The organism is Psychrobacter sp. GW64-MNA-CIBAN-0177, assembly GCF_040309585.1.
Taxonomy (GTDB): Bacteria; Pseudomonadota; Gammaproteobacteria; order Pseudomonadales; family Moraxellaceae; genus Psychrobacter; species Psychrobacter okhotskensis.
The window spans coordinates 1-20432 of sequence record NZ_JBEOOY010000032.1; the positions used below are offsets into that span (position 1 = coordinate 1).

18 protein-coding genes are annotated in these 20432 nt (G+C 44.0%); 7 read left to right on the forward strand and 11 right to left on the reverse strand.

The window, feature by feature from the left end; all coding sequences use genetic code 11:
* Positions 1–132 precede the first annotated feature (132 nt).
* Positions 133–675 carry a DUF924 family protein gene (locus AAEY79_RS13265; protein ID WP_025652746.1) on the reverse strand — a complete coding sequence of 181 codons (543 nt, stop codon included), beginning with the start codon at positions 673–675 and terminating at the stop codon, positions 133–135.
* Between the two features lie 162 nt (positions 676–837).
* Here AAEY79_RS13265 and AAEY79_RS13270 point away from each other — a divergent pair, with 162 nt between their 5' ends.
* Positions 838–1572 carry a glucose 1-dehydrogenase gene (locus AAEY79_RS13270; protein ID WP_025652744.1) on the forward strand — a complete coding sequence of 245 codons (735 nt, stop codon included), beginning with the start codon at positions 838–840 and terminating at the stop codon, positions 1570–1572.
* A 160-nt stretch (positions 1573–1732) separates the two neighbouring features.
* Here the strand turns inward: AAEY79_RS13270 and AAEY79_RS13275 are convergent, their stop codons facing one another.
* The 6 genes from AAEY79_RS13275 to pheA all read right to left on the reverse strand — a co-directional run bounded on the left by AAEY79_RS13275 (position 1733) and on the right by pheA (position 9019).
* Entirely contained in the window at positions 1733–2278 is a 546-nt protein-coding gene (locus AAEY79_RS13275; protein WP_037025865.1) for a 2-amino-4-hydroxy-6-hydroxymethyldihydropteridine diphosphokinase, read from the reverse strand.
* Positions 2271–2690 (reverse strand): dihydroneopterin aldolase, encoded by a 420-nt coding sequence (gene folB / locus AAEY79_RS13280; protein ID WP_025652742.1) that lies wholly within the window; start codon positions 2688–2690, stop codon positions 2271–2273. Before folB ends, AAEY79_RS13275 begins: the two co-directional genes overlap by 8 nt.
* Before the next feature lie 80 nt (positions 2691–2770).
* The gene (gene rarD, locus AAEY79_RS13285; protein WP_173239647.1) at positions 2771–3733 is read right to left on the reverse strand and encodes an EamA family transporter RarD; all 963 of its coding nucleotides are present in this window, start codon (positions 3731–3733) and stop codon (positions 2771–2773) included.
* Positions 3734–4022: 289 nt separating this feature from the next.
* Positions 4023–6371 carry a bifunctional prephenate dehydrogenase/3-phosphoshikimate 1-carboxyvinyltransferase gene (locus AAEY79_RS13290; RefSeq protein WP_407074203.1) on the reverse strand — a complete coding sequence of 783 codons (2349 nt, stop codon included), beginning with the start codon at positions 6369–6371 and terminating at the stop codon, positions 4023–4025.
* Between the two features lie 92 nt (positions 6372–6463).
* A complete protein-coding gene (hisC, locus tag AAEY79_RS13295) occupies positions 6464–7594 on the reverse strand; it encodes a histidinol-phosphate transaminase (RefSeq protein ID WP_025652739.1) in 1131 nt (376 codons plus the stop codon).
* Between the two features lie 249 nt (positions 7595–7843).
* A complete protein-coding gene (pheA, locus tag AAEY79_RS13300) occupies positions 7844–9019 on the reverse strand; it encodes a prephenate dehydratase (RefSeq protein ID WP_173239646.1) in 1176 nt (391 codons plus the stop codon).
* Positions 9020–9680: 661 nt separating this feature from the next.
* On the opposite strand from pheA, the gene AAEY79_RS13305 reads away from it, so the two are divergent.
* The gene (locus tag AAEY79_RS13305; RefSeq protein WP_037025863.1) at positions 9681–10622 is read left to right on the forward strand and encodes a transaldolase; all 942 of its coding nucleotides are present in this window, start codon (positions 9681–9683) and stop codon (positions 10620–10622) included.
* Between the two features lie 108 nt (positions 10623–10730).
* Positions 10731–11198, forward strand: coding sequence for a hypothetical protein (locus AAEY79_RS13310; RefSeq protein WP_201567726.1), 468 nt, complete (start codon positions 10731–10733; stop codon positions 11196–11198).
* Positions 11199–11274: 76 nt separating this feature from the next.
* On the opposite strand, the gene AAEY79_RS13315 is transcribed toward AAEY79_RS13310, so the two are convergent.
* Positions 11275–11844 carry an adenine phosphoribosyltransferase gene (locus tag AAEY79_RS13315; RefSeq protein WP_201567728.1) on the reverse strand — a complete coding sequence of 190 codons (570 nt, stop codon included), beginning with the start codon at positions 11842–11844 and terminating at the stop codon, positions 11275–11277.
* A gap of 329 nt (positions 11845–12173) precedes the next feature.
* On the opposite strand from AAEY79_RS13315, the gene AAEY79_RS13320 reads away from it, so the two are divergent.
* Together AAEY79_RS13320 and AAEY79_RS13325 are read left to right on the forward strand one after the other, a co-directional pair.
* On the forward strand, positions 12174–12338 hold the full coding sequence (locus AAEY79_RS13320) for a rubredoxin (protein ID WP_010201990.1): 165 nt from the start codon (positions 12174–12176) through the stop codon (positions 12336–12338).
* A gap of 27 nt (positions 12339–12365) precedes the next feature.
* On the forward strand, positions 12366–13400 hold the full coding sequence (locus AAEY79_RS13325) for an alpha/beta fold hydrolase (protein WP_025652734.1): 1035 nt from the start codon (positions 12366–12368) through the stop codon (positions 13398–13400).
* A gap of 125 nt (positions 13401–13525) precedes the next feature.
* Here the strand turns inward: AAEY79_RS13325 and AAEY79_RS13330 are convergent, their stop codons facing one another.
* Entirely contained in the window at positions 13526–14563 is a 1038-nt protein-coding gene (locus tag AAEY79_RS13330; RefSeq protein WP_025652733.1) for a WG repeat-containing protein, read from the reverse strand.
* Positions 14564–14849: 286 nt separating this feature from the next.
* On the opposite strand from AAEY79_RS13330, the gene AAEY79_RS13335 reads away from it, so the two are divergent.
* Positions 14850–15782 carry a DMT family transporter gene (locus tag AAEY79_RS13335; protein ID WP_025652732.1) on the forward strand — a complete coding sequence of 311 codons (933 nt, stop codon included), beginning with the start codon at positions 14850–14852 and terminating at the stop codon, positions 15780–15782.
* Between the two features lie 133 nt (positions 15783–15915).
* Here the strand turns inward: AAEY79_RS13335 and AAEY79_RS13340 are convergent, their stop codons facing one another.
* Positions 15916–17337: a solute carrier family 23 protein gene (locus AAEY79_RS13340; protein ID WP_201576598.1), complete on the reverse strand. Its 1422-nt coding sequence runs from the start codon at positions 17335–17337 to the stop codon at positions 15916–15918.
* Between the two features lie 536 nt (positions 17338–17873).
* Between AAEY79_RS13340 and AAEY79_RS13345 the strand changes: the two genes are divergently transcribed.
* Positions 17874–19307, forward strand: coding sequence for an L-serine ammonia-lyase (locus AAEY79_RS13345; protein ID WP_227692096.1), 1434 nt, complete (start codon positions 17874–17876; stop codon positions 19305–19307).
* Between the two features lie 360 nt (positions 19308–19667).
* Here the strand turns inward: AAEY79_RS13345 and AAEY79_RS13350 are convergent, their stop codons facing one another.
* Positions 19668–20066: a DUF4377 domain-containing protein gene (locus AAEY79_RS13350; protein ID WP_025652729.1), complete on the reverse strand. Its 399-nt coding sequence runs from the start codon at positions 20064–20066 to the stop codon at positions 19668–19670.
* Positions 20067–20432 lie beyond the last annotated feature (366 nt).

Below are 20432 nucleotides of genomic sequence, written 5' to 3' on the forward strand. Positions count from 1 at the left end.
AAACGCTTAGGGTTTAAAACGCCTATGCAGGCGTTCTATAATATTAATTAGCGTTGCACTTGGTGTGTTAATCTAAGATGTTAACCAATTGATAAATAGCATTTTATCTATTAGCTATTAAACAGATAATATTTATAAGAATGACGAGTCAGGCTGCGTCAAAAACTCTATTTCTTCGCCACTTGAAACCCGTCCTAAAATGTCATTACGATGCGGATAACGACCAAATCGATCGATAATGACTTTATGTTTCATCTCAGCCTCTATGGTTTGCGCATTGGTATATTGCTCAAACAGGGTGACTGCTCGTTGATGAATCAGTTTTGACTCACTGTGCATATACGGCATAAGTATAAACTTACGCGCCTCTACAGTTTCAAGTATTTCTAATGCGCCAGCAGTAACCGCTTCTTGAGCGAGCGCCAATGCCATACTATCTTGAGCAAAGGCCGCTGGCGTATCACGATAAATATTTCGCGAGAACTGGTCTAATACAATAATTTCAGCCAACCTACCCTCAACACTACATCGCCATTCATATAACTCTGACGCCGCTGCTTGCTCGAGCAATTCACTGTATCGCTCGATTAATAACTTATCAAAATCTACGTCTTTCTCAAAAAACTGTTGGCTACCGACCTCTTTAAAACAAAAACCTAATATCACTTTATACATCGTTTTCTCAAACTCACTATTTAAAGGTATGATTTACAGGCTAAATTTAAAATTATTGTCTAAAAATATCGCATATTCGCTTATGGTTTCATATCCACTAATGAATATTCAGCCATCATGGCTTATACTTTTCATTATCCATAAATAAAAATAGGAAATATCATGGCTCGTTTACAAGACAAAGTTATCATTATCACAGGCGCGGCTCAAGGCATGGGCGAAACTCATGCGCGTTTGTGTCTGGAAGAAGGTGCTAAAGTCGTCTTGACCGATATTAATTCTGATAAAGGCAACGCATTGGCTAAGGAACTTGGCGATAATGCCCTCTTTATCAAGCATGATGTCACCAATGAAGACGATTGGGCACAAGTCGTTAAAGCAACCCAAGAAAAATTTGGTCAAATCGATGTCTTAGTTAATAATGCAGGTATCACTACGCACAAATCTATCTTAGATACCTCGGTAGCAGACTACCGCAAGATCCTAGAGATTAACCAAGTGTCGGTCTTTTTAGGCATGAAAGCGGTTATTCCAACGATGAAAGCAGCCAAGCAAGGCTCTATCATTAATATCTCATCGATTAACGGTTTGGTCGGTGGCGCTATCGGTTATACCGATTCTAAATTTGCGGTACGCGGTATGACCAAAGCCGCAGCATTGGAGTGCGCCCCTCATGGCATTCGCGTGAACTCCATTCATCCAGGCGTCATCGCCACACCAATGATTATGCAAGGCGATACCAAAGATGCAGTTGAAGCTTTTGCCAAAACCATTCCGATGAGACGTGTGGCGCAGCCCGAAGAAGTCAGCGGCATGGTGCTATTCTTAGCGTCAGATGACTCTAGTTATTCAACCGGCTCAGAATTTATCGTTGATGGTGGGTTGACTGCGCAGTAAGACTTTTTACGCTAAACCATGTAAATTTGATAAAAGCTGGGCATATTGCTCAGCTTTTATTTTGAGATTTTTTCAGAAAAATATTAAGCCTTCGAACACGAAGCCTTTAATAACTTTTACTTGATTCTTGATAACATCTCAGCTGCTGCATTTAACCTCTTCAAAGCCCACTCAAAATCAATTCTTCAATCCCTGCTCTTTCATGCGTTTTAAACGGATAGCGATCTGCCATGATTATCCATTGGTTCAAGCTTTTAGCTGTTTTTTTAGATGTTGTATTTCTGCTTAGGCTATTTTGATTATCATCTAATTTTATTAACAAAATATCGATATCCATGGTGACTTGCTTTATGGATGTCTGAGCTTCTGTTAGACGCTGTCTGTCGCACTCACTTTCAAAATTTTTAAAGGTCTGCTGCAACTGTTGTAACGGTATCGGCGACGTTAGTGAAATATAGACACATTGATTGGTATAGTCAGGTTTTGGGTGTTCCAGCGTCGCCGTAAAGTCAGGGTTTTGAAATGCCGTAGATAGCTGTATTTCGCCCAAAACGGCTAATTTTTTTCGGACACACGGTAAGTGTTTTTCAGCTTGATAATTGCTACCCAATGCCAATAGCACTGCCGTCACCGACTGTGTTTGCAGCAGTTCAGGCGCATACGTTTGTAAGCCATCAAGATTTAAATGAGTCAGTGCTTTATGCATTATCAGATTGGCTATTGTCGTTTGCCGCTGACTCAGTTGCTGATGCTTTAGCATAACGGGTGATTTGTACCCCAACGGCATCCGCTTGCTTGATTGCCGTCGGCTTGGCAATGCTTAACGTCACTTTATGACTCGCATATTTTTCCAGCAGCTTATCAGCGATTTGCCCGGCTAGGTGTTCAAGCAACTGTGCCTTAATCGCTTTGCACCATTCGCTCACATCATCACAGACCGCTTTGTAATTGAGCGCATCATGGACATCGTCTGAAACAGCAGCTTTACTAATATCTGTTTCAAGCGTTATATCAATTAGGAGCGGCTGCGTAATAGCGCGCTCCCACGCGTAAACACCAATGACTGCTTCTACTGTTAAGCCTTTGACAAATACCACATCAGATTCGGTATGAAACATGCGCTCATCCTTATTTATTAATTTTTGACTGAGCTTTTTAATTTAAGTCTTTCGCCCAAAATTTTATTTACTTTGTTTTTTTATTTACTTTGCTGCAATGCTTCTTCGCGCAAGCGCTCGGCTTTTAATGCTTTACTAGGGCGATGACGCCACAAGTCAATGCTGAATAATAACAGCCCGAGCCAAATCAAACCAAAGACGGCTAAACGGTTTAAGTCAAAAGGTTCTTTATAATAAAACACCGCCAAGAAGAAAATAAAGGTCGGCGTCAGATAATTCATAAAACTTAAAATACTATAAGCGACTAGCTTAGTCGATCTATTAAATAGTAATAGCGGTATCAGCGTAATGGGACCTGCTATCATAAGCAACCAAATATTTGGGGTAAACCAAAAACTCAGCTGGCTACTGACCACATCCGCTTGCCAAAACCACCAAATAAAGATGGGTACCAACATGGTAGTTTCAACAAACATTGCATCGACTGCGGTCAATGGCGTTTGGCGCTGAATCGTACCGTAAGTACTAAAGCTAAAGGCAAGAATGAGCGATAGCCATGGCAGACTACCGAGCATCACGACTTGAATGACCACAGACAATAGCGCAAAACCAATCGCGACCCATTGTAAAGGTCGCAGGCGCTCTTTGAATAAAATCATCGATAACGCCACGCCAACGAGCGGGCCAATAAAATACCCCAAGCTCGCCTCAAGTATCTGATCGTGATTGACCGCCCATACATAGGTGAGCCAATTGGTGGCGATAATAATACCTGACAAAAAGGTCAAGGCTATCCATTTTGGATTTTGTTTTAAGGTATTTATCCACTGCCAACGTTTGGTCACGACCACAACGATGAGCAAACAAGCAAACGTCCAAACAATGCGATGACCGATGATTTCTGTCGCGTTATAAGCGGCCAATTGTTTAAAATATAAAGGAAATGCACCCCATATACAAAAAGCGATCAGCGCAGTGACGATACCACTTCTCGTAGTTTTGATTGGAACGACTGGTTTTTTGACGACATTTTGAGTAGTCATAAGGCAGGACAACTTAAATTAGAGCAAAGCGCGACCTCACCTAATGTTTATCAATAATGAAAACTTAGCGGTAAGAGCGCAGGGTCACTACATATAGGGTAGAAAGTAAAAAGCAATGCGTTAATACTATTAAAGTATCAACACATTGCTGACGATAACCACGTTGAAAATAACTTTTATATCAAGGTCAAGAAAGGCTAAAAAGCAGCCTTGCTGGCTTCATTAAATCCAGAAGTCAACATCTCAAAAGCCAATAATACTGCTTATCAAACTATTAGGGTTTTTAGCATTAGGCTACACCATTATTCACTTGAATAGACATACCGATTTGATTGGCAAGTTCAGCAAACCCTGGAAAACTGGTATTGACGGTCTCAACGCCTTCAATGGTAATCTGCTTGGATGCGCGTAAGCTGGCAACCGCAAAGCTCATGGCAATACGATGATCATGATGTGAGGTAATTTGACCGCCACCGAAGACTGGCTGGCTGTTATTAACCTCATTAACATCAACATTACTGCCCTTGCCTTCAATACCTTTACCTTCAATAATTAGACCATCTTCAGTCACGGTGCAATCGATACCAAGCGTTTGTAGACCGTCTGCCATCACGGCAATGCGATCTGATTCTTTAACGCGCAACTCTTTTGCACCCGTTAATACTGTACGACCTTGGGCACAGCTAGCAGCAATGAATAAGACTGGAAACTCATCAATCGCTAAAGGCACTAAGTATTCTGGAATCTCAATACCTTTTAGTTTTGAGCTGCGAATCGTAATATCAGCAACTGGCTCGCCGCCCACATGTGTCTCATTGCTTAGGCTAATATCTGCATTCATTAATTTAAGAATATCAATGACGCCAGTACGCGTAGGGTTGATACCTACTTGGGTCAAGGTCAGCTCACTGTTTTGACTGATGGCCGCTGCCACCATAAAAAACGCTGCAGATGAGATATCAGCAGGAACTGCGATATCGCCACCTGTTAGTGTGCCGCCGCCAGTGACACTGATGCGATTGCCTTCTACGGTTACCGGATAACCAAAGGCCGATAGCATACGCTCAGTATGGTCACGGCTGATCTCAGGCTGTGTGACCGTTGTCGTACCCTTGGCCCATATACCTGCTAGTAGCAAGCAAGACTTTACCTGAGCTGAAGCAACTGGCATGTCATACTCAGTGCCTTGTAATGGCTTGCCAACTGTATCACGACCAGTGATGCTGAGCGGCGCAGTACCACTATGACCCGTACTTTGAATCACGGCACCCATGGCGCGCAATGGCGCTGCGACACGCTCCATAGGGCGCTTGTTTAAACTCGTATCACCGATTAACACACTATCAAATGCTTGTGCCGCCAAGATACCTGCCAGCAGCCGCATACTAGTACCCGAATTGCCCATATATAATGGCGTTTTGCTTGGCTTTAGACCATTCATCCCAACGCCATGAATGATCAATTTACCGTTATCAGGCCCTTCAATGGTCACGCCCATATCACGAAAAGCTTGCAAGGTGGCAAGCGCATCTTCCCCTTCCAAAAATCCTGTGACATTGGTCACCCCTGTCGCAAGGCTACCGAGCATGATACTGCGATGCGAGATAGACTTGTCACCAGGAATGTTAATGGTGCCAGAGACGGTATTGCTGGGAGTAATATTATAAGAAGCTGACATGGCAGAAGTATCCGTATAAGGAGTGCTGGCTAACATATGGCCAAAATGTCGCCGTGCGGCTTGCGCGCGGCCCAAAAGTCCCATCAGGGCGGTTGAATCTTTATCAATAATAAGCTGACGCATGGTCTGTAAATAAACGCCATACTCGTCAAGAGCGCTTACGATGGCGCTTTGATTGGCAAAAAATATATCGTGCCACATTTTAGGGTCGCTGGCGGCAATGCGGCTAAAGTCGCGAAAACCGCCCGCGGCATAACGAAACATATCTAAATTGTCATCATGGCTTGCCAGCTGCTCGACCAGATTAAACGCCAGCAAATGCGGCAAATGACTGGTATGCGCCAAGATAGAATCATGGTGGTCAGCGGACATCGCCATCACTGAAGCGCCCACTGCTTCCCATAACTGCCGCAATCTAGCAATAGCGGCAGAATCCGTCGTTGGCAGCTCACATATAATCACGCTATGATTGACAAATAATGTGGCACGCCGCGCATGATACCCTGAATCTTCGGCACCAGCAATCGGATGCGCAGGTACCAATCCTGTCGGCAAAGCCCCAAATACTTCTTTGGCAGCTTCAATGATATTGACCTTGGTACTACAGACATCGGTAATGATGCAATCGGACACAAGCTGACCATTATCCATAGCGGATTTGATATCGACAAACACGGCTTTCACCGCTTGTACTGGTACGGCGATGACAATTAAGTCACTGCCTGATACCACGTCACTTAAGATAGCACTACCCGCATCTAGCAAACCATGCTGAATGGCTTCGTCGATGCTTGGCGCATGTCGATCTACCGCCACCAAGCGCGCGCTTAAACCATGGTCTTTGATGGCTTGGGCAAGGCTGGCACCGATAAGTCCGAGACCGATGACACAAACCTGCTTAAATAACGGCGGCTGGGTATTGATAGCGGACTGCCTATTATTATTTTGATCGTTTTGAATGTTTTGCTGGCAACTCACGGCTTTTCTCTTTGAACAAACGAACGTCTTGTTAGATGATATAAACTGACATTCATTTTATAAAGTTTAATTGTCTAATCATCAGTCAGTATAGAGCGTAGTGTATCAATCAGGCGCATATTGTCTTCTGCAACGCCTACCGTGATACGCAACCAAGTAGGCAAGCCATAGCCTACCAATGGCCGCACGATGACCCCTTGCTCAAGTAATGCTTGATTGATCGATAGCGCATTTTCATCGTCCATTTCTACCATGATAAAATTGGCATGAGACTTAACAAAACCCAACCCTAAAGCATCAAACTGCTTTTCTAACCAGCGCATTTGCTCTTCGTTGGTCAAGCGTACTTTTTCAATGAAATCTTGATCACCAAGTGCTGCTGCGGCGGCCGCCAGTCCAACACGACTGACATTAAATGGCTGACGGATACGGTTTAATAAATCCGCAACTGCTACCGAGCTTAGTGCATAGCCAACTCGCAGACCTGCTAATCCATACGCTTTGGAGAAGGTGCGAACGATGACCACATTATCAAAATCCTCGATTAGCGCTCTGTTATTACTCTCAGGACTGTACTCAATATAGGCTTCATCCAATACCACCAATACTGAGCTTGGCACACCTGCGACGAACTGACGCAGCGCTTTATGCTCAAGCTGTGTTCCGGTTGGGTTGTTAGGATTGGCAATAAAGACAATTTTGGTATTAGGATTGTCCTGAACCGCTTGGCTCATGGCGTTGAGATCATGACCAAAACGCTGCGCGGGCACTTCTACGCCCGTCGCGCCTTGCATTTTTGCTAGCATCGAATAAACCACAAAGGCATACTGGCTATAGACGATCGCGTCATCCGTACCCACAAAACTACGCGCCAAGATATCGAGCAAATCGTTAGAGCCATTGCCCAAGGTGATCTGATCGATATTCACATCATTAAAATCAGCCAATGCTTGCTTTAGGTAGTAACCATTACCATCAGGATAACGCGCCAGCTGACTAAGCTGCTCTGTCACTGCCAACGTCACTTGCGGTGAGCAGCCCATTGGATTCTCATTGCTAGCAAGCTTCACCACATCTGAGACGCCATATTCGCGCGTCAACTCTTCCACCGGCTTGCCTGTTTGATACGGAGCAAGCTCTAAGATACTGTCATAGGCAGGTATGAGCGGTGATAAATTTGACTCAGTCGATTGAGGTGTCTGCATGGTTTATCCTTAGAAGTGATGACGCATCTACGATTTATTGATACTAATGAGTAATTTAACGAGTCTTTCGAGCACAAACCAGCGCTGTAGAATTGCTTCAATTTAAAGTAGTTGATTCGATTTAAAAGAGCAACAAGGACAGATAGTTATAGTCGGTTCAATGCAAAAGTGGTACAAGGCAACCAAGCGTACAGCTATATTTAATACTTCAAGCAAGGTTAACGCTGTCACACTTTTATAGTGAATTGACTATAGCACGGCTTTTGGGTATGAACCCAACACACGTAAATCCTTCACTAACGGGCGAATATCATTGATGGCCGCACTGACATTTGGATCGTTGATATGACCGTCCATATCAATAAAGAAGACATAGGCCCATTTATTAGGACGTTCAGGACGCGTCTCAATACTGGTCATCGACACGCCATGATAAGACAAGGGCTTTAAGATTTCGATAAGCGCGCCCGCTTTGTCATGAGCTGAGACGACGATAGAGGTTTTATCCTGTCCTGATGGCGCAATCGCTTCGTGACCGATGATAAGGAAGCGTGTGGTGTTGCTTGGATTGTCTTCAATATTTGAGTAAAGCTTATGCAAGTCATACTCTGCGGCTGCGACATCCCCTGCAATTGCTGCTGAATGCCATTCATTTTTGAGTCGACGTGCGGCTTCACCATTGCTCGATACAGCGACACGCTCCACATTGGGATAATTGACATCGAGCCAATGACGGCACTGGGCTAGTGACTGCTGATGCGAATAAATACGGCTGAGACCGTCAAGCTTGGTGTGCTCAGCGACCAAGAAGTTTTGATGAATGGGCAGCTCAACTTCCCCAATTATCTTTAAGGTAGAAGACAAAAAGCCATCCAAAGTATGATTGACCACACCCTCTGATGAGTTTTCAACCGGCACAACGCCATACATTGCCGTCCCCGCTTCGACTTCACGGAATACATCAGTGATGGTCGTCATTGGTACGGTATCAGCCGCTTTACCAAAATGCTTGAGGGCGGCGGCATGAGTAAAGGTGCCAACTGGACCCAAAAAGGCAATACGTTGCGGCGCTTCTAGATCTAAGCACACCGACATAATTTCACGAAACAAACGGGCCATTTTTTCATCAGCGATTGGACCAGTATTACGTGCCATCACGGCTTTTAGTACTTGAGCTTCACGTTCTGGGCGATAAAAAATAGGATTGCTTTTTTCAGCCGCAGGACTTTTTGCTATGTGCTCTTTTTTGACCGTCGCCACTTGCTGAGCCAGTTTGGCACGGTTGTTGATCAGCGTTTGAATGTCGCAGTCTACGCTATCAATACTGTGGCGCAGCTGATCTAAAAACTCTTTTTCGCTTGAGTTATCGCTTGCGCTGCTTTTATTTAGGTTGTCCATTTTTTGCTCTGGTGACTGCTCACTCATTACCGCCCATCCTTTTTCTAATATTATTACTGAGTTTTATAACTGTTAATAATCACTGTTTTTATGTTTGCATATAATTATATTTATTGATAACTGAGTCCAACCATATTGATAGTCCCTGTTTGCTAAACCAGTTTATCAACATAGGCTGCTTTGCCCGCTTTATTCTAACGCTGCTCGCCGATACGGCTCATGGATTACTCTGTTAATACAACAGAAGATGTGCTGGCCGGCTCTACTATAACAAAAACTACGCGCAGTGCCCATTCGTAAATGCGTGTAAAGCATCGAACCGTCATAAATATTAGCACAGTTATCCAATTTGGCAGCCATGTACGGGGAACTATAATTGATTAAATTTAAAAGTAGTACAAGGCAACCGAGTGTAGAGGTATATTTAATACTTCAAACGGGGTTAACGCAGTAATACTTTTATAGTGGAATGACTATATGGCAGAACAGTGGCTCAAAACTATGTTACAGTTCAAAACTAATGGTAACTAGCACCACGAACAAAAGCATAAACACCTTTTAAATACATTTAATCTTTAGAACATAACCAATCTTTTAACACGTACACCCTTTTTAAAACCTAGATACTGTTTAAAACTTAATAATTTTAAAACACCACCCTGTTAATTAATTCATACAAGGATACCTGATGAGCGCATTACAACAGCTTCGCACCATGACCACCATTGTCGCTGATACTGGCGACCTTAGCGCTATTGCTCGCTTAAAACCTGTCGATGCGACCACCAACCCCAGCCTCATTACCAAAGCCCTTATTCATCCTGATAACCAGTCTATGCTCTCAGAGACGATGAGTCGCTATCAAGGTAACGTAGACGACGTCATTGATGCGCTCACTATCAAGATTGGCTGTAATATTTTAGAGCTAATCGAAGGGCGTGTCTCAACTGAGGTCGATGCGCGTTTGTCTTATGACACCCAAGCGACGATCGATAAAGCCTTAGCATTTATGGAGGCCTATCAGCAAGCAGGGGTCGACTCAGAGCGTGTCCTCATCAAGATGGCGGCGACGTGGCAGGGCATTGAGGCCGCGCGTTATCTAGAAACACAGGGTATTCACTGCAATCTGACGTTATTATTCGGACAGCATCAAGCGATTGCCTGTGCTGACGCTGGCGTGACCCTCATATCACCCTTTGTTGGTCGTATTTTAGATTGGCAAAAACGCCAACAAAACCGTCAGAACGTGCCTGTCTCTGATGATATGGGTGTGCAATCGGTCAAGCTTATTTACCAATATTTCAAGCAACATGGCTACAACACGCAAGTAATGGGCGCAAGCTTTCGCTCTACTGAGCAAATATTGGCATTGGCAGGCTGTGATCTGTTGACCATTGCTCCCGATCTTATTGATGAGTTGGCAGCGATGGATATAGAAGTTCCTCGTCAGCTTTCACCAAGCATGTCGATGGCGTTAGATGATATGACTCGAGTAAGTTTGACGCAGGAAGAGTTCAGTCAAGCCTATCAAAAGGATACCGTTACCCAAGACTTGCTACCCAAGGGTATCGATGGCTTTATCGGTGCGCGTGATGAGCTTGCTCAGGCATTGGCTGCGATGCGCAGTTAGTCGTTACGATAACGCGCAGTTAAACACCGGCAAATAAAAGAGATTTGCCTGCTAATAGTAAGTTAGCTATTATAACCTACTTCAAATAACAAGAAGTAAGGCTTGATTATGAGACGGCTATCAGTGGTATTAGCAGGTAGTGCGCTAGCGATTAGTGCACATGCAGTAAACTGGATAGAGATATCTGAGACTGATTCTGGTTCGACTTTCAGCCTAGATTCCGACTCTATTGAAAGCTCTGATATCAATATCATAGATGAGCATCATGTCGAAAACATTTTGGCATCCATTCGTAGAACCTATCCGCCGCAGCTACAACAGACGGATAAAAAAGATAAAAAGAGCAAAAAAGAAAGCGCTATAGACCATAGCGATCAGCAATTATTGATATCTTGTAAAGATGCCAGTTACTATCGACGAGCCTACGTGAATTATGGCGCTGATAATAAAGTCATAAAATCTTGGCAATCAGACAAACCCATATTGACCACCAAGGATTTTAAAGTTACAACGCCAAAAACGATCGGGCGCAAAATAGTAGAGCAAACTTGCGAACGTTATCAACAAGACAAATAAAAAGTATCGATAGCAAAAAAGCGCGCTGACCTTATATCAGCGCGCTTTTTCTTTATGGTCAATTTAAAAATTGACGTTAAGCTTTTAGCACCGTATAAACAGGCACGGGGAACTCACCATGCAAGTCAACCAAGTCTAGCAGTACTAAAGCACCGACCACAGTATGATCCGCTGATTGGCACAGCTCATAAGCGGTGGTCAACGTACCGCCCGTTGCCAAAATATCATCGACCAACAGTACTCGCTCAGGAGGCAGGTTATTTTGCATTTCAAGCGTGTCTTTACCGTATTCTAGCGCATAGGCCTTGTTGGCAACAGGCGGCGGCAACTTACCGGGCTTACGCAACAAAATCATCCCTTTACCCAAGCGACCTGCCAGCAAGCTGGCAAACACAAAGCCACGTGCCTCTACTGCACCCAAACAGTCCACTTCATCCATCAGCCCATCTGGCAATACCGCAAGCAGCGCATCAATCACCGCATTAATGTGACTGCGCAGTAACGGGGTAATATCATAAAAATCAATGCCGACTTTCGGGAAGTTTGGTACTGTGCGAATAACCTGCCAAAACAGATGGTCGGTATTGAGCGTATGAGACGGCTCAGTTTCAGTATTAGTAGATGTAGCGGCGGCGTTGACGCTCATAATAACCCTTATTTCATATGGCTTAGATGGTAATAAGTGACGGTGATAAATGACAGACATCACCGTGAAATTAGTAGCGATTACTATAACATAATTTGGTGTAATATAGCGGTCAAACGAGCAATGATAGACTCGTTTAAATCAACGAAATGCTCATATCAGACTTGATAAAAGCGCGGTTATCTCAATATACAAGTGTAAACTTAACTATTAAAACACCGGTTATATGCTAAACTACGGGCGTTTTTACCGTCCAAATATGAGCGTCAATGCTCAGTAGACGCGCTAAAGACACCCTGTAACACTGGTAATGATCGATAGGACTATTTATGAAACGTTATGAATGTATCGTCTGTGGCTGGATATACGATGAAGCGCTTGGCTGTCCTGAAGAAGGGATTGCGCCTGGCACTAAGTGGGAAGACATCCCTGAAGACTGGATTTGCCCCGAGTGCGGTGTTGGCAAGCTTGATTTTGAGATGCTTGAGATTTAGTAGACGACTCTCTAATTAGGACACTTCATGACAAAATCCAATGATATCAATAACGCGCCATTGCCTAAGAGCGCTGGAGAGGATGGGCTATACCCTACTCCTGACTGGCAACGATTTGGCAAACACCAATGGCGCGAATCAAACCTGAGCGAACACCTCCATCAAGCGATGATAGATATAGGTGATGGCATCGAGTTGTGTGTTGAGGCAGGCGGCAATCCCAATCATCCACCACTGTTGATGATTATGGGTCTTGGCTCGCAAATGATATTTTGGCCGAACAATTTTATCAAGCGCCTTATTGATGCCGGATTCTTTGTGATTCGCTTTGACAATCGGGATATTGGCTTGTCTTCTAAGGTGCAGATCGATGGTCTACCGCGTATCAGCCAACTAAAAATGATGATGCGTTTGCAAACCGGATTGTCTAATAAAAGTACGCAGGTTGCTTATAATTTAACCGATATGGCCGAAGATACAGCGCGTTTGATTAAAGCATTGCAGCTGGGTAAGACCCACCTACTTGGTGCTTCTATGGGCGGTATGATTGCCCAAATTGTGGCGGCACGCTATCCAAGCCTAGTACAACGCATGGCCTTGATGTTTACCACCACCAATCGGGCATTCTTAAAGCCGCCGAAGCCTAAGCAGTTGTATACGCTTATCAATCGTCCTGAGAGTCATTCTGAGCGCGATATCGTGCGCCATAGTGTCTGGTTTATGAAGACAGTCGGCACCCCAGGACATGTCAACGTGCGCATGGTGCGTGAAATTGCTAAGTTACGTTATCAGCGCAACTTTCATCCGCTTGGCACTGTACAGCAGCTCAATGCTATCTTAGCATCAGGCTCTATTAGCCGGTTTAGTAAGCAAGTCAAAGCACCGACGATTGTGCTGCATGGTAGTGCAGATGGGCTGTTGCCTCCTTCGCAAGGACGCGTAGTCGCTAAGACTATTCCGAATGCCAAGTTTCATTTAATCGAAGGCATGGCACACGATATTCCAGAGTACTACCAACCTTATATGGTCGATTTAATCAGCAAGCACCTATTAGACCAGTAGTTTTATTTTTTGCCCATAAAAAAGAGCGTAAACCCTACTATTGATTCGTAGGTTTTACGCTCTTTTTTATGCTGGCTATTTTACGTCGATCTTTTCATTTAAACACGCCCTAATTTAAACACGCCCTAATCGCAACCGACACCCGTCCCTTCTTTATCAATACACATCTTATTGCCATTTTTTAGGTTACCAATCCACGCTTTGCCACTGGTAAAGGTAAAGGCGGGTCTGCCTTGGTAACTGTCACCACTCGATACACCGCTATTAGCAAAGCGAAAAGGAATCACCAGCTCACCGCCCAGATTGACAAAACCCCAATTATCATCGATACGCACGCCAGCCAAGCCTTCTGAAAAAGGGCGAGCATCATCAAATGAATAAGTAATCATCGTCACATTGTTTTCATCGACGAAACCCCATCGACCATCTTGCTGACGTGGTTGTAACGTCGTAAAACGATTGGGCACTGCTTGCCTAGATTGCGCTGGCGCTGTAGCAGAGCTATTATTAGCAGTTTGCTTCGAGGACAAAGGCTCATTATTACTGTTACTACCATTTGGATTGCTAGTGGCTTTGCCATTTTTATCCAACCAACTGGTCGCTTGATTTTTACGTACTTGCGTCACACCGCCACGATAATCGTCAATATCACTGATTGACGCAGAAAACGACACGACGGTCTTATTCGCCGTATCGATAACCCCATAATTGCCATCTTTTTTGACCACGATACGTCCATCAGATACTGGGCGCGCCCAACCCTGACTTTCCTTTAGCATATCGTAGGTCGCAGGTATTACTTCACGGCCCTGCATATTAAGGTAGCCGACGTGACTATTGCGCAGCACGGGTAGCAAGCCACCAGCTATCTTATCTGCATCGACTTTTTGATAGCGTGATAAATCAACGACTTTTTTGCCTTTACTATTTAGCAACGCTACTGGTGCACCGAAGTCCTTTGTTGCTAGAAAATAACCGTTACTCGCGGTACAAGAGACATTTTTATAATAGCTTTTGGGAATTTTACAGCTGGCGGCGTGTGCAGTCGGCATCATAAATAACGCACTGATTAACAGGCTAATGGTAGCACCGTAGCGCGTTACTTTTAGCGGCGATCCAAATATCGGGGAAAGCAGCGCTTTTGATTGAGTCTGTCGATGCATAAATAAACCTAGGCTAAAAGTAGTAGGAACTATATTGAGTGTTTTAAAAGAGCGATAAAAGATAGATTAGCAAATCATGGGCTTTGCGCCAATGCTATTCCTGTAAGGATGCGACTCGATGATATAAGCACTATTACATACAGTCATCATAAGAATAAATTATGTTTCAACCATTTCATTTTAGCTGTAAAACATCGACAATGTCGGTATCTGAATTATATCGTGCATACCCTAAACTTTCAGCAGATCGTTACCCATTTGCACGTGACCAAACTAAGGACAATCTATGGCTATTGCCGCTTCACGCTCTGCACCTATTGGCTTGGTCATTGGTTGCGTTATATTCGGTCTAGGCAGTCTAATCGTCGCGCACGTTGATATCGGCGGTTGGGCCATGTCGTTTTGGCGACTCGCCATCTCAGGAGTGGTCTTTGCTATTTTAGCTAGAGTCATGGGGCAACGATTGCCACGTTCGAGACGCGCTATTTTTTATGGTCTATTATCAGGCGCATTTTTAGGGTTAGATTTGGCGCTTTGGCATGAGAGCATCTATGCCGTGGGGCCTGGTATTTCAACCTTACTTAATAGTTTGCAGATTTTCTTTTTGGCAGCGATTGGCTTTTTATATTTTAATGAACGACAATCTATTTTGCAGCTCATCAGCTTGTTTTTGGCGATGCTTGGCGTGGCGATGATAGGCAGCCCAGAGTTTGCGCAAAATACAGCAGCTACGTGGGGGTTTGTGACGGGCATTGTCTCAGGGGCGATGTTGGCTGCCTCAATGACTTTCATTCGTAAGACGCACGATACCGAACCCACGCCCATATTTATGCTGATGCAGCTGATCAGTATCGGCGGTGTGCTGGCGATGGTTATTCCGATGTTTGTGTTTGATATGGGCAATATCCTGCCCAATACGTGGTCTGAGATTGGCTGGGTGCTTATTTATGGTACCGTCATGCAGTGCTTAGCTTGGGGTCTGATTGCCTACTCTATTCCCAAGCTATCTTTGGCACTGACAGGGCTACTGCTACTAACTGAGCCGATTGCCGCCTTAGTGATTGACTATAGCTGGCTGGACAAACCGATTAATACCTTACAATGGAGCGGTGCGCTGTTGACGATGTTTGCCATTTACTTGGGTTCATTGAAGCCCAAGCCGCGCGCACTTCGTCGTTATCGATTTTTCGCACGGTTTTATAAGCGTAACTATAAATAAAGATCGCAGCAAATAACAATGTTTATAAAGCAGTGTCATCACAAATAAAAGCCACAATAATTATTGTGGCTTTTGCTTATCAATATATTAAGTTCTTTAATTTTATGATTAAAAAAATCAGTCTTTTTGACGATTAAACTTTTTGTCTATTAAATAAGGCATTAAGCACAATCGCAGCCAAGGTAGCCGTGCCGATACCACCCAAGTCAAAGCCGCCCAGATGCAAGCTAAAGTTACCTGTACCCATGATGACAGTGACAGCAGCGATGATAAGGTTGCTGTTTTTGCTAAAGTCGATATGGTTGTCTATCCAGATTTTGATCCCAGCGACAGTGATAAGTCCGAATACCACGATAGAAGCTCCACCCAATAATGCCGGTGGTATCGTTTGAATAATTGCGCCAAATTTTGGTGATAACCCAAGCAAGATAGCCACCAGTCCAGCGATGACAAAAATTGTGGTGCTATATACCTTAGTCACCGCCATGACGCCGATGTTTTCTGCATAAGTAGTGACGCCTGTGCCGCCAAAACCTGCTGAAAAAGTAGTCGCTAAGCCATCAGCGAAAAATGCCCGACCCATATAAGGGGTCACGCGCGCCTTGGTCATGCCTTCCACCGCTTTGAAATGTCCCAAGTTTTCAGCCACTAGAATAAAAGCCACGGGCGCTATTAAGATAATAGCACCCATCTCAAAACGTGGTGAATGGATACTTGGTAGACCAAACCATGAAGCAGCAGACACGCCGCTAAAATCGATGGGAATACCGAAGCCCATCACATTGGTCATCACAAAATAGGCGACGTATGACAATATTAAGCCCACCAGTAATAACAGCCGACGTAACATACCGCGCGTAAAAACAGCCACACCACTAATAAGCAATACAGTTAAGGTGGCCATCCAAGCATCAAACTGATTGGCAGACACCCCTTGTATAGTGACTGGTGCTAGGTTCAAACCAATAATCATGACGATGCCACCAGTGACGATAGGTGGCATCAAACGCTCAATCCAGCCTGTCCCAGTCTTCATGACCAGCAGCCCAATCAGTGCATAGATGATACCGCAAGCCATAATACCGCCCAAAGCGACATTCAAATTGTCATTAAAGCCTACGCCTGCATAAGCAGTGACAGCAATGACGGGACCAATAAAGGCGAAGCTTGAGCCTAAGTAACTGGGCATGCGCCCACCCGTGATCATAAAGAACATCACGGTACAAATACCGGACATCAAAATCGCTAGATTAGGATCAAAGCCCATTAATAATGGTGCAAGCACCGTCGCCCCAAACATGGCAAAAGTATGCTGCACACCCAGCAGTATACTTTTTGACGGTGGTAGATACTCATTGATACCGACCGGATCACGATCCAAATCACCACCATAAGGTCGCCATGTTGGAAACCAACGACCATTTTCAAAATCTGGGTTCTTTGGGTAGCTCGTAGCTGCTGCTGAATGAATGCCAGCCGCCTCTAAGGCGTTGCGAGTAGATAATGTATCAGCGCTGTTGTCTGATTGAGAGGAATGATCGGTGGGAGATGTCATGCACGCTTGTCCTATGTGGGCGAAGCCAATAATAGGCTAAATAACTGGATCAATAAAAAACTGAGCGAAAAAATATCAATAAATAGCGGATTATAGCCAAAAACAATAGTGAAGCAAGGCTTTACACTATAGCACTTGTCATATATCAGCTAATTCATTCATTTATGTTGCAAGGTCGCAAACCAAAAGTATTATTTGGTACGATAGCCATGTTATGCTAGAGATATAAAGTCGGATACGTTCGACTTGAACCATCGTCTCGGTCATTTTTGACTGACTTATTTTAGCGATGACCTATTTTAGCGACAACTAACTTACAGGATGTTACATAAACGCTGGCTCCAAGCATCATAACGGAGTTTAGTAACAAATAAAAGTTATTATTCATTTGTCCCATGTAGACATACATTCATAGACAACACCCCAAACTAAACACTTATCGGTGTTTGGTTTGAGGTGTTTATTATATTTTTCATGCCAGTGCTAAAGCCAATCGATAAGCCATGCTGAAGCACATAAAATTTTGGTGATTTATTATGATTAGTGTTTTTGATTTATTTAAAATTGGCATTGGCCCTTCAAGCTCACATACCGTCGGTCCGATGGTGGCAGCCAACTTGTTTTTGGAATCACTTCTGCAGCAAACAGAACTGACGGCTATAGACAGTATTGAGATTGAGTTGTATGGTTCCTTAGCAGCGACGGGCAAAGGCCATGCAACGGATACCGCCATCTTATTGGGACTGCTAGGACATACGCCTAGCACCATCGATACACGGCTAACCGGCAGCTACTTAGCGCCGATATTTTCGGAAAAAAAGCTGAATGTGTCAGGTACTCATTCGATTGTTTTTGATACCGAGCGTGACATTTATTGGTACGATGATACCGTCCTGCCCTATCACCCCAATGCCTTGACACTCCGGGCGGTATTGGCCGATGGTACTCGTTATCAGCAAACCTATTATTCGGTTGGTGGTGGTTTCGTCATTAACGAAGAAGACGCCACTGATCCAGATGAAGACCATGCCAGCCCTACCATTGATAGCGTGCCCTATCCTTTCAATAACGCCGCAGAGCTATTAGAACAGTGTCGTCAAAACGGCTTGAGCATCAGTGAGTTGGTGCTGGCGAACGAGTGTCATTATCGTGAACAGACAGAAGTCTTTGCCTACTTAGATAGCATCTGGGACGTCATGCAAGACTGTGTCAAACAGGGCTGTGAAAGTGGCGGTATTTTACCAGGCGGTCTAGATGTCAGACGCCGCGCACAAGACTTATATTCACAGTTATGTGCGGAGAAGAACCAACCGATTGCAGAAACCGATAAATTGGCAGCGATGGATTGGGTTGACTTATATGCGCTCGCCGTCAACGAAGAAAATGCCAATGGCGGCAAAGTGGTCACCGCGCCTACCAACGGTGCCGCTGGCATCATACCAGCCGTCCTGCACTATTATCGTGACTTTTTGCCCAACTACGACCAAAGCGGCGTCTATAAGTTTTTGTTAAATGCTACTGCTATTGGCAGCCTTATCAAGCAAAACGCCTCTATCTCTGGCGCTGAGGTTGGCTGTCAAGGCGAAGTCGGCTCAGCATGTGCAATGGCGGCATCTGCCTTGGCTGAGATTATGGGCGGCGATCCTGCCAAATGCTTGAATGCCGCTGAGATTGGTATCGAGCATAACTTAGGTCTCACTTGCGATCCTATCGGTGGCTTGGTTCAGGTTCCTTGTATTGAACGCAATGCCATGGGCGCGGTAAAAGCGATCAACGCTGCCCGTCTTGCCTGTCGGGGTAATGGTCAGCACTTTGTCTCTTTAGATAAGGTGATTGAAACGATGAAAGTAACCGGCGCTGATATGTTAGATAAGTATAAAGAAACGGCTCGTGGTGGTCTGGCGGTGTATGCTGATAACCGTATTCCCACTGCGACTCATGGTGTCAGCGTAAAATATAGCCAATGCTAATAGCCGCTATCGACTGTTATTGTCATTATTGAATCAATGTTATGTCAAATTATCATTGAGTTGGCTTCGTTATTAAAGTATTAGGGTGTGTCCTCATTTTAAAAATGGTGATAAAAATGAGATAAATTGCAGTCAAACAAGGAAAATAGCGCAGATAATATCGGGATATTAACCAGCTATTTAACGATGTTTGGCAAAATTTAGCCATTTTTAGCCCGTTTAGATATGATCAATTGAATTGAGGACACGCCCTAAAAACAGCTCATAAAAAAAGCCTCTAAATCATTAGAGGCTTTTTTATTTTACAAATTATTTGAACATAGACTATTTACTTGTTCAAAAATTCATAAGGTCATCTGATTACTCAGCAGTTTTTGAAACCACTTCATTTAAGATCCAGATAGGCTTAACTACGTTAGAGGCTTCGTCAGTTACCGCTTCTTGGCGTACATCTAAGATGTAGCGATAGTTTGGCTCATAAGTGAAACCTTGGATGTTACCATTCAAAGTAGTATAGTTTTTCTGATAAGTTTGACGATACTGTAAGCACTCTGATTCAACTTTGGTGCCATTAGCGGTGGTCAGGTCACAAACCGCTTTACGTGGGGCAATCTCTACTTCAAAACTTGGAATGTTAATAACTTTAACATTCATAGGTTGGCCTTCAACGACCATCGTACGCTCATTATCCATACCCATAGTAGAACAACCTGACAGGGCAAAAGTAGTCATCAACGCAGCAAGTGCTAATTTTTTCATTATTCAATCCTCAGTTAATTAATATTCATTATCGTCCGTTTGAACTCGTTTTAATCATTTATAGACGTTCAAAACGTAGTAGGCATTTAGGGCCATACTGGCAAAATCGATTGAGACAGCCAAATAACGCTAGTAATCGCTCAGCAGTATGGTCTATTGTTTACTGGAGCTAGTATATGTCGCAAACCGACTCATCCTCTATAACTGGTTTGTAAAGTAACGTCAGCTTTTGCAACTCATGTTAGTTAAACGTATTAAAAAACAGTCTAAGCCGATATTTATTTGACAACTTAGATTAACACACCAAGTGCAACGCTAATTAATATTATAGAACGCCTGCATAGGCGTTTTAAACCCTAAGCGTTT

Bases quoted from the DNA above. Each gene is read 5' to 3' on its own strand.
- AAEY79_RS13330 (WP_025652733.1), bottom strand. From the start codon at position 14,563: ATGCATCGACAGACTCAATCAAAAGCGCTGCTTTCCCCGATATTTGGA.
- AAEY79_RS13265 (WP_025652746.1), bottom strand. From the start codon at position 675: ATGTATAAAGTGATATTAGGTTTTTGTTTTAAAGAGGTCGGTAGCCAA.
- AAEY79_RS13320 (WP_010201990.1), top strand. From the start codon at position 12,174: ATGAAACGTTATGAATGTATCGTCTGTGGCTGGATATACGATGAAGCG.
- AAEY79_RS13345 (WP_227692096.1), top strand. From the start codon at position 17,874: ATGATTAGTGTTTTTGATTTATTTAAAATTGGCATTGGCCCTTCAAGC.
- AAEY79_RS13325 (WP_025652734.1), top strand. From the start codon at position 12,366: ATGACAAAATCCAATGATATCAATAACGCGCCATTGCCTAAGAGCGCT.
- AAEY79_RS13335 (WP_025652732.1), top strand. From the start codon at position 14,850: ATGGCTATTGCCGCTTCACGCTCTGCACCTATTGGCTTGGTCATTGGT.
- folB (WP_025652742.1), bottom strand. From the start codon at position 2,690: ATGTTTCATACCGAATCTGATGTGGTATTTGTCAAAGGCTTAACAGTA.
- AAEY79_RS13315 (WP_201567728.1), bottom strand. From the start codon at position 11,844: ATGAGCGTCAACGCCGCCGCTACATCTACTAATACTGAAACTGAGCCG.
- AAEY79_RS13340 (WP_201576598.1), bottom strand. From the start codon at position 17,337: ATGACATCTCCCACCGATCATTCCTCTCAATCAGACAACAGCGCTGAT.
- AAEY79_RS13305 (WP_037025863.1), top strand. From the start codon at position 9,681: ATGAGCGCATTACAACAGCTTCGCACCATGACCACCATTGTCGCTGAT.
- AAEY79_RS13270 (WP_025652744.1), top strand. From the start codon at position 838: ATGGCTCGTTTACAAGACAAAGTTATCATTATCACAGGCGCGGCTCAA.
- rarD (WP_173239647.1), bottom strand. From the start codon at position 3,733: ATGACTACTCAAAATGTCGTCAAAAAACCAGTCGTTCCAATCAAAACT.
- hisC (WP_025652739.1), bottom strand. From the start codon at position 7,594: ATGCAGACACCTCAATCGACTGAGTCAAATTTATCACCGCTCATACCT.
- AAEY79_RS13275 (WP_037025865.1), bottom strand. From the start codon at position 2,278: ATGCATAAAGCACTGACTCATTTAAATCTTGATGGCTTACAAACGTAT.
- AAEY79_RS13350 (WP_025652729.1), bottom strand. From the start codon at position 20,066: ATGAAAAAATTAGCACTTGCTGCGTTGATGACTACTTTTGCCCTGTCA.
- pheA (WP_173239646.1), bottom strand. From the start codon at position 9,019: ATGAGTGAGCAGTCACCAGAGCAAAAAATGGACAACCTAAATAAAAGC.
- AAEY79_RS13310 (WP_201567726.1), top strand. From the start codon at position 10,731: ATGAGACGGCTATCAGTGGTATTAGCAGGTAGTGCGCTAGCGATTAGT.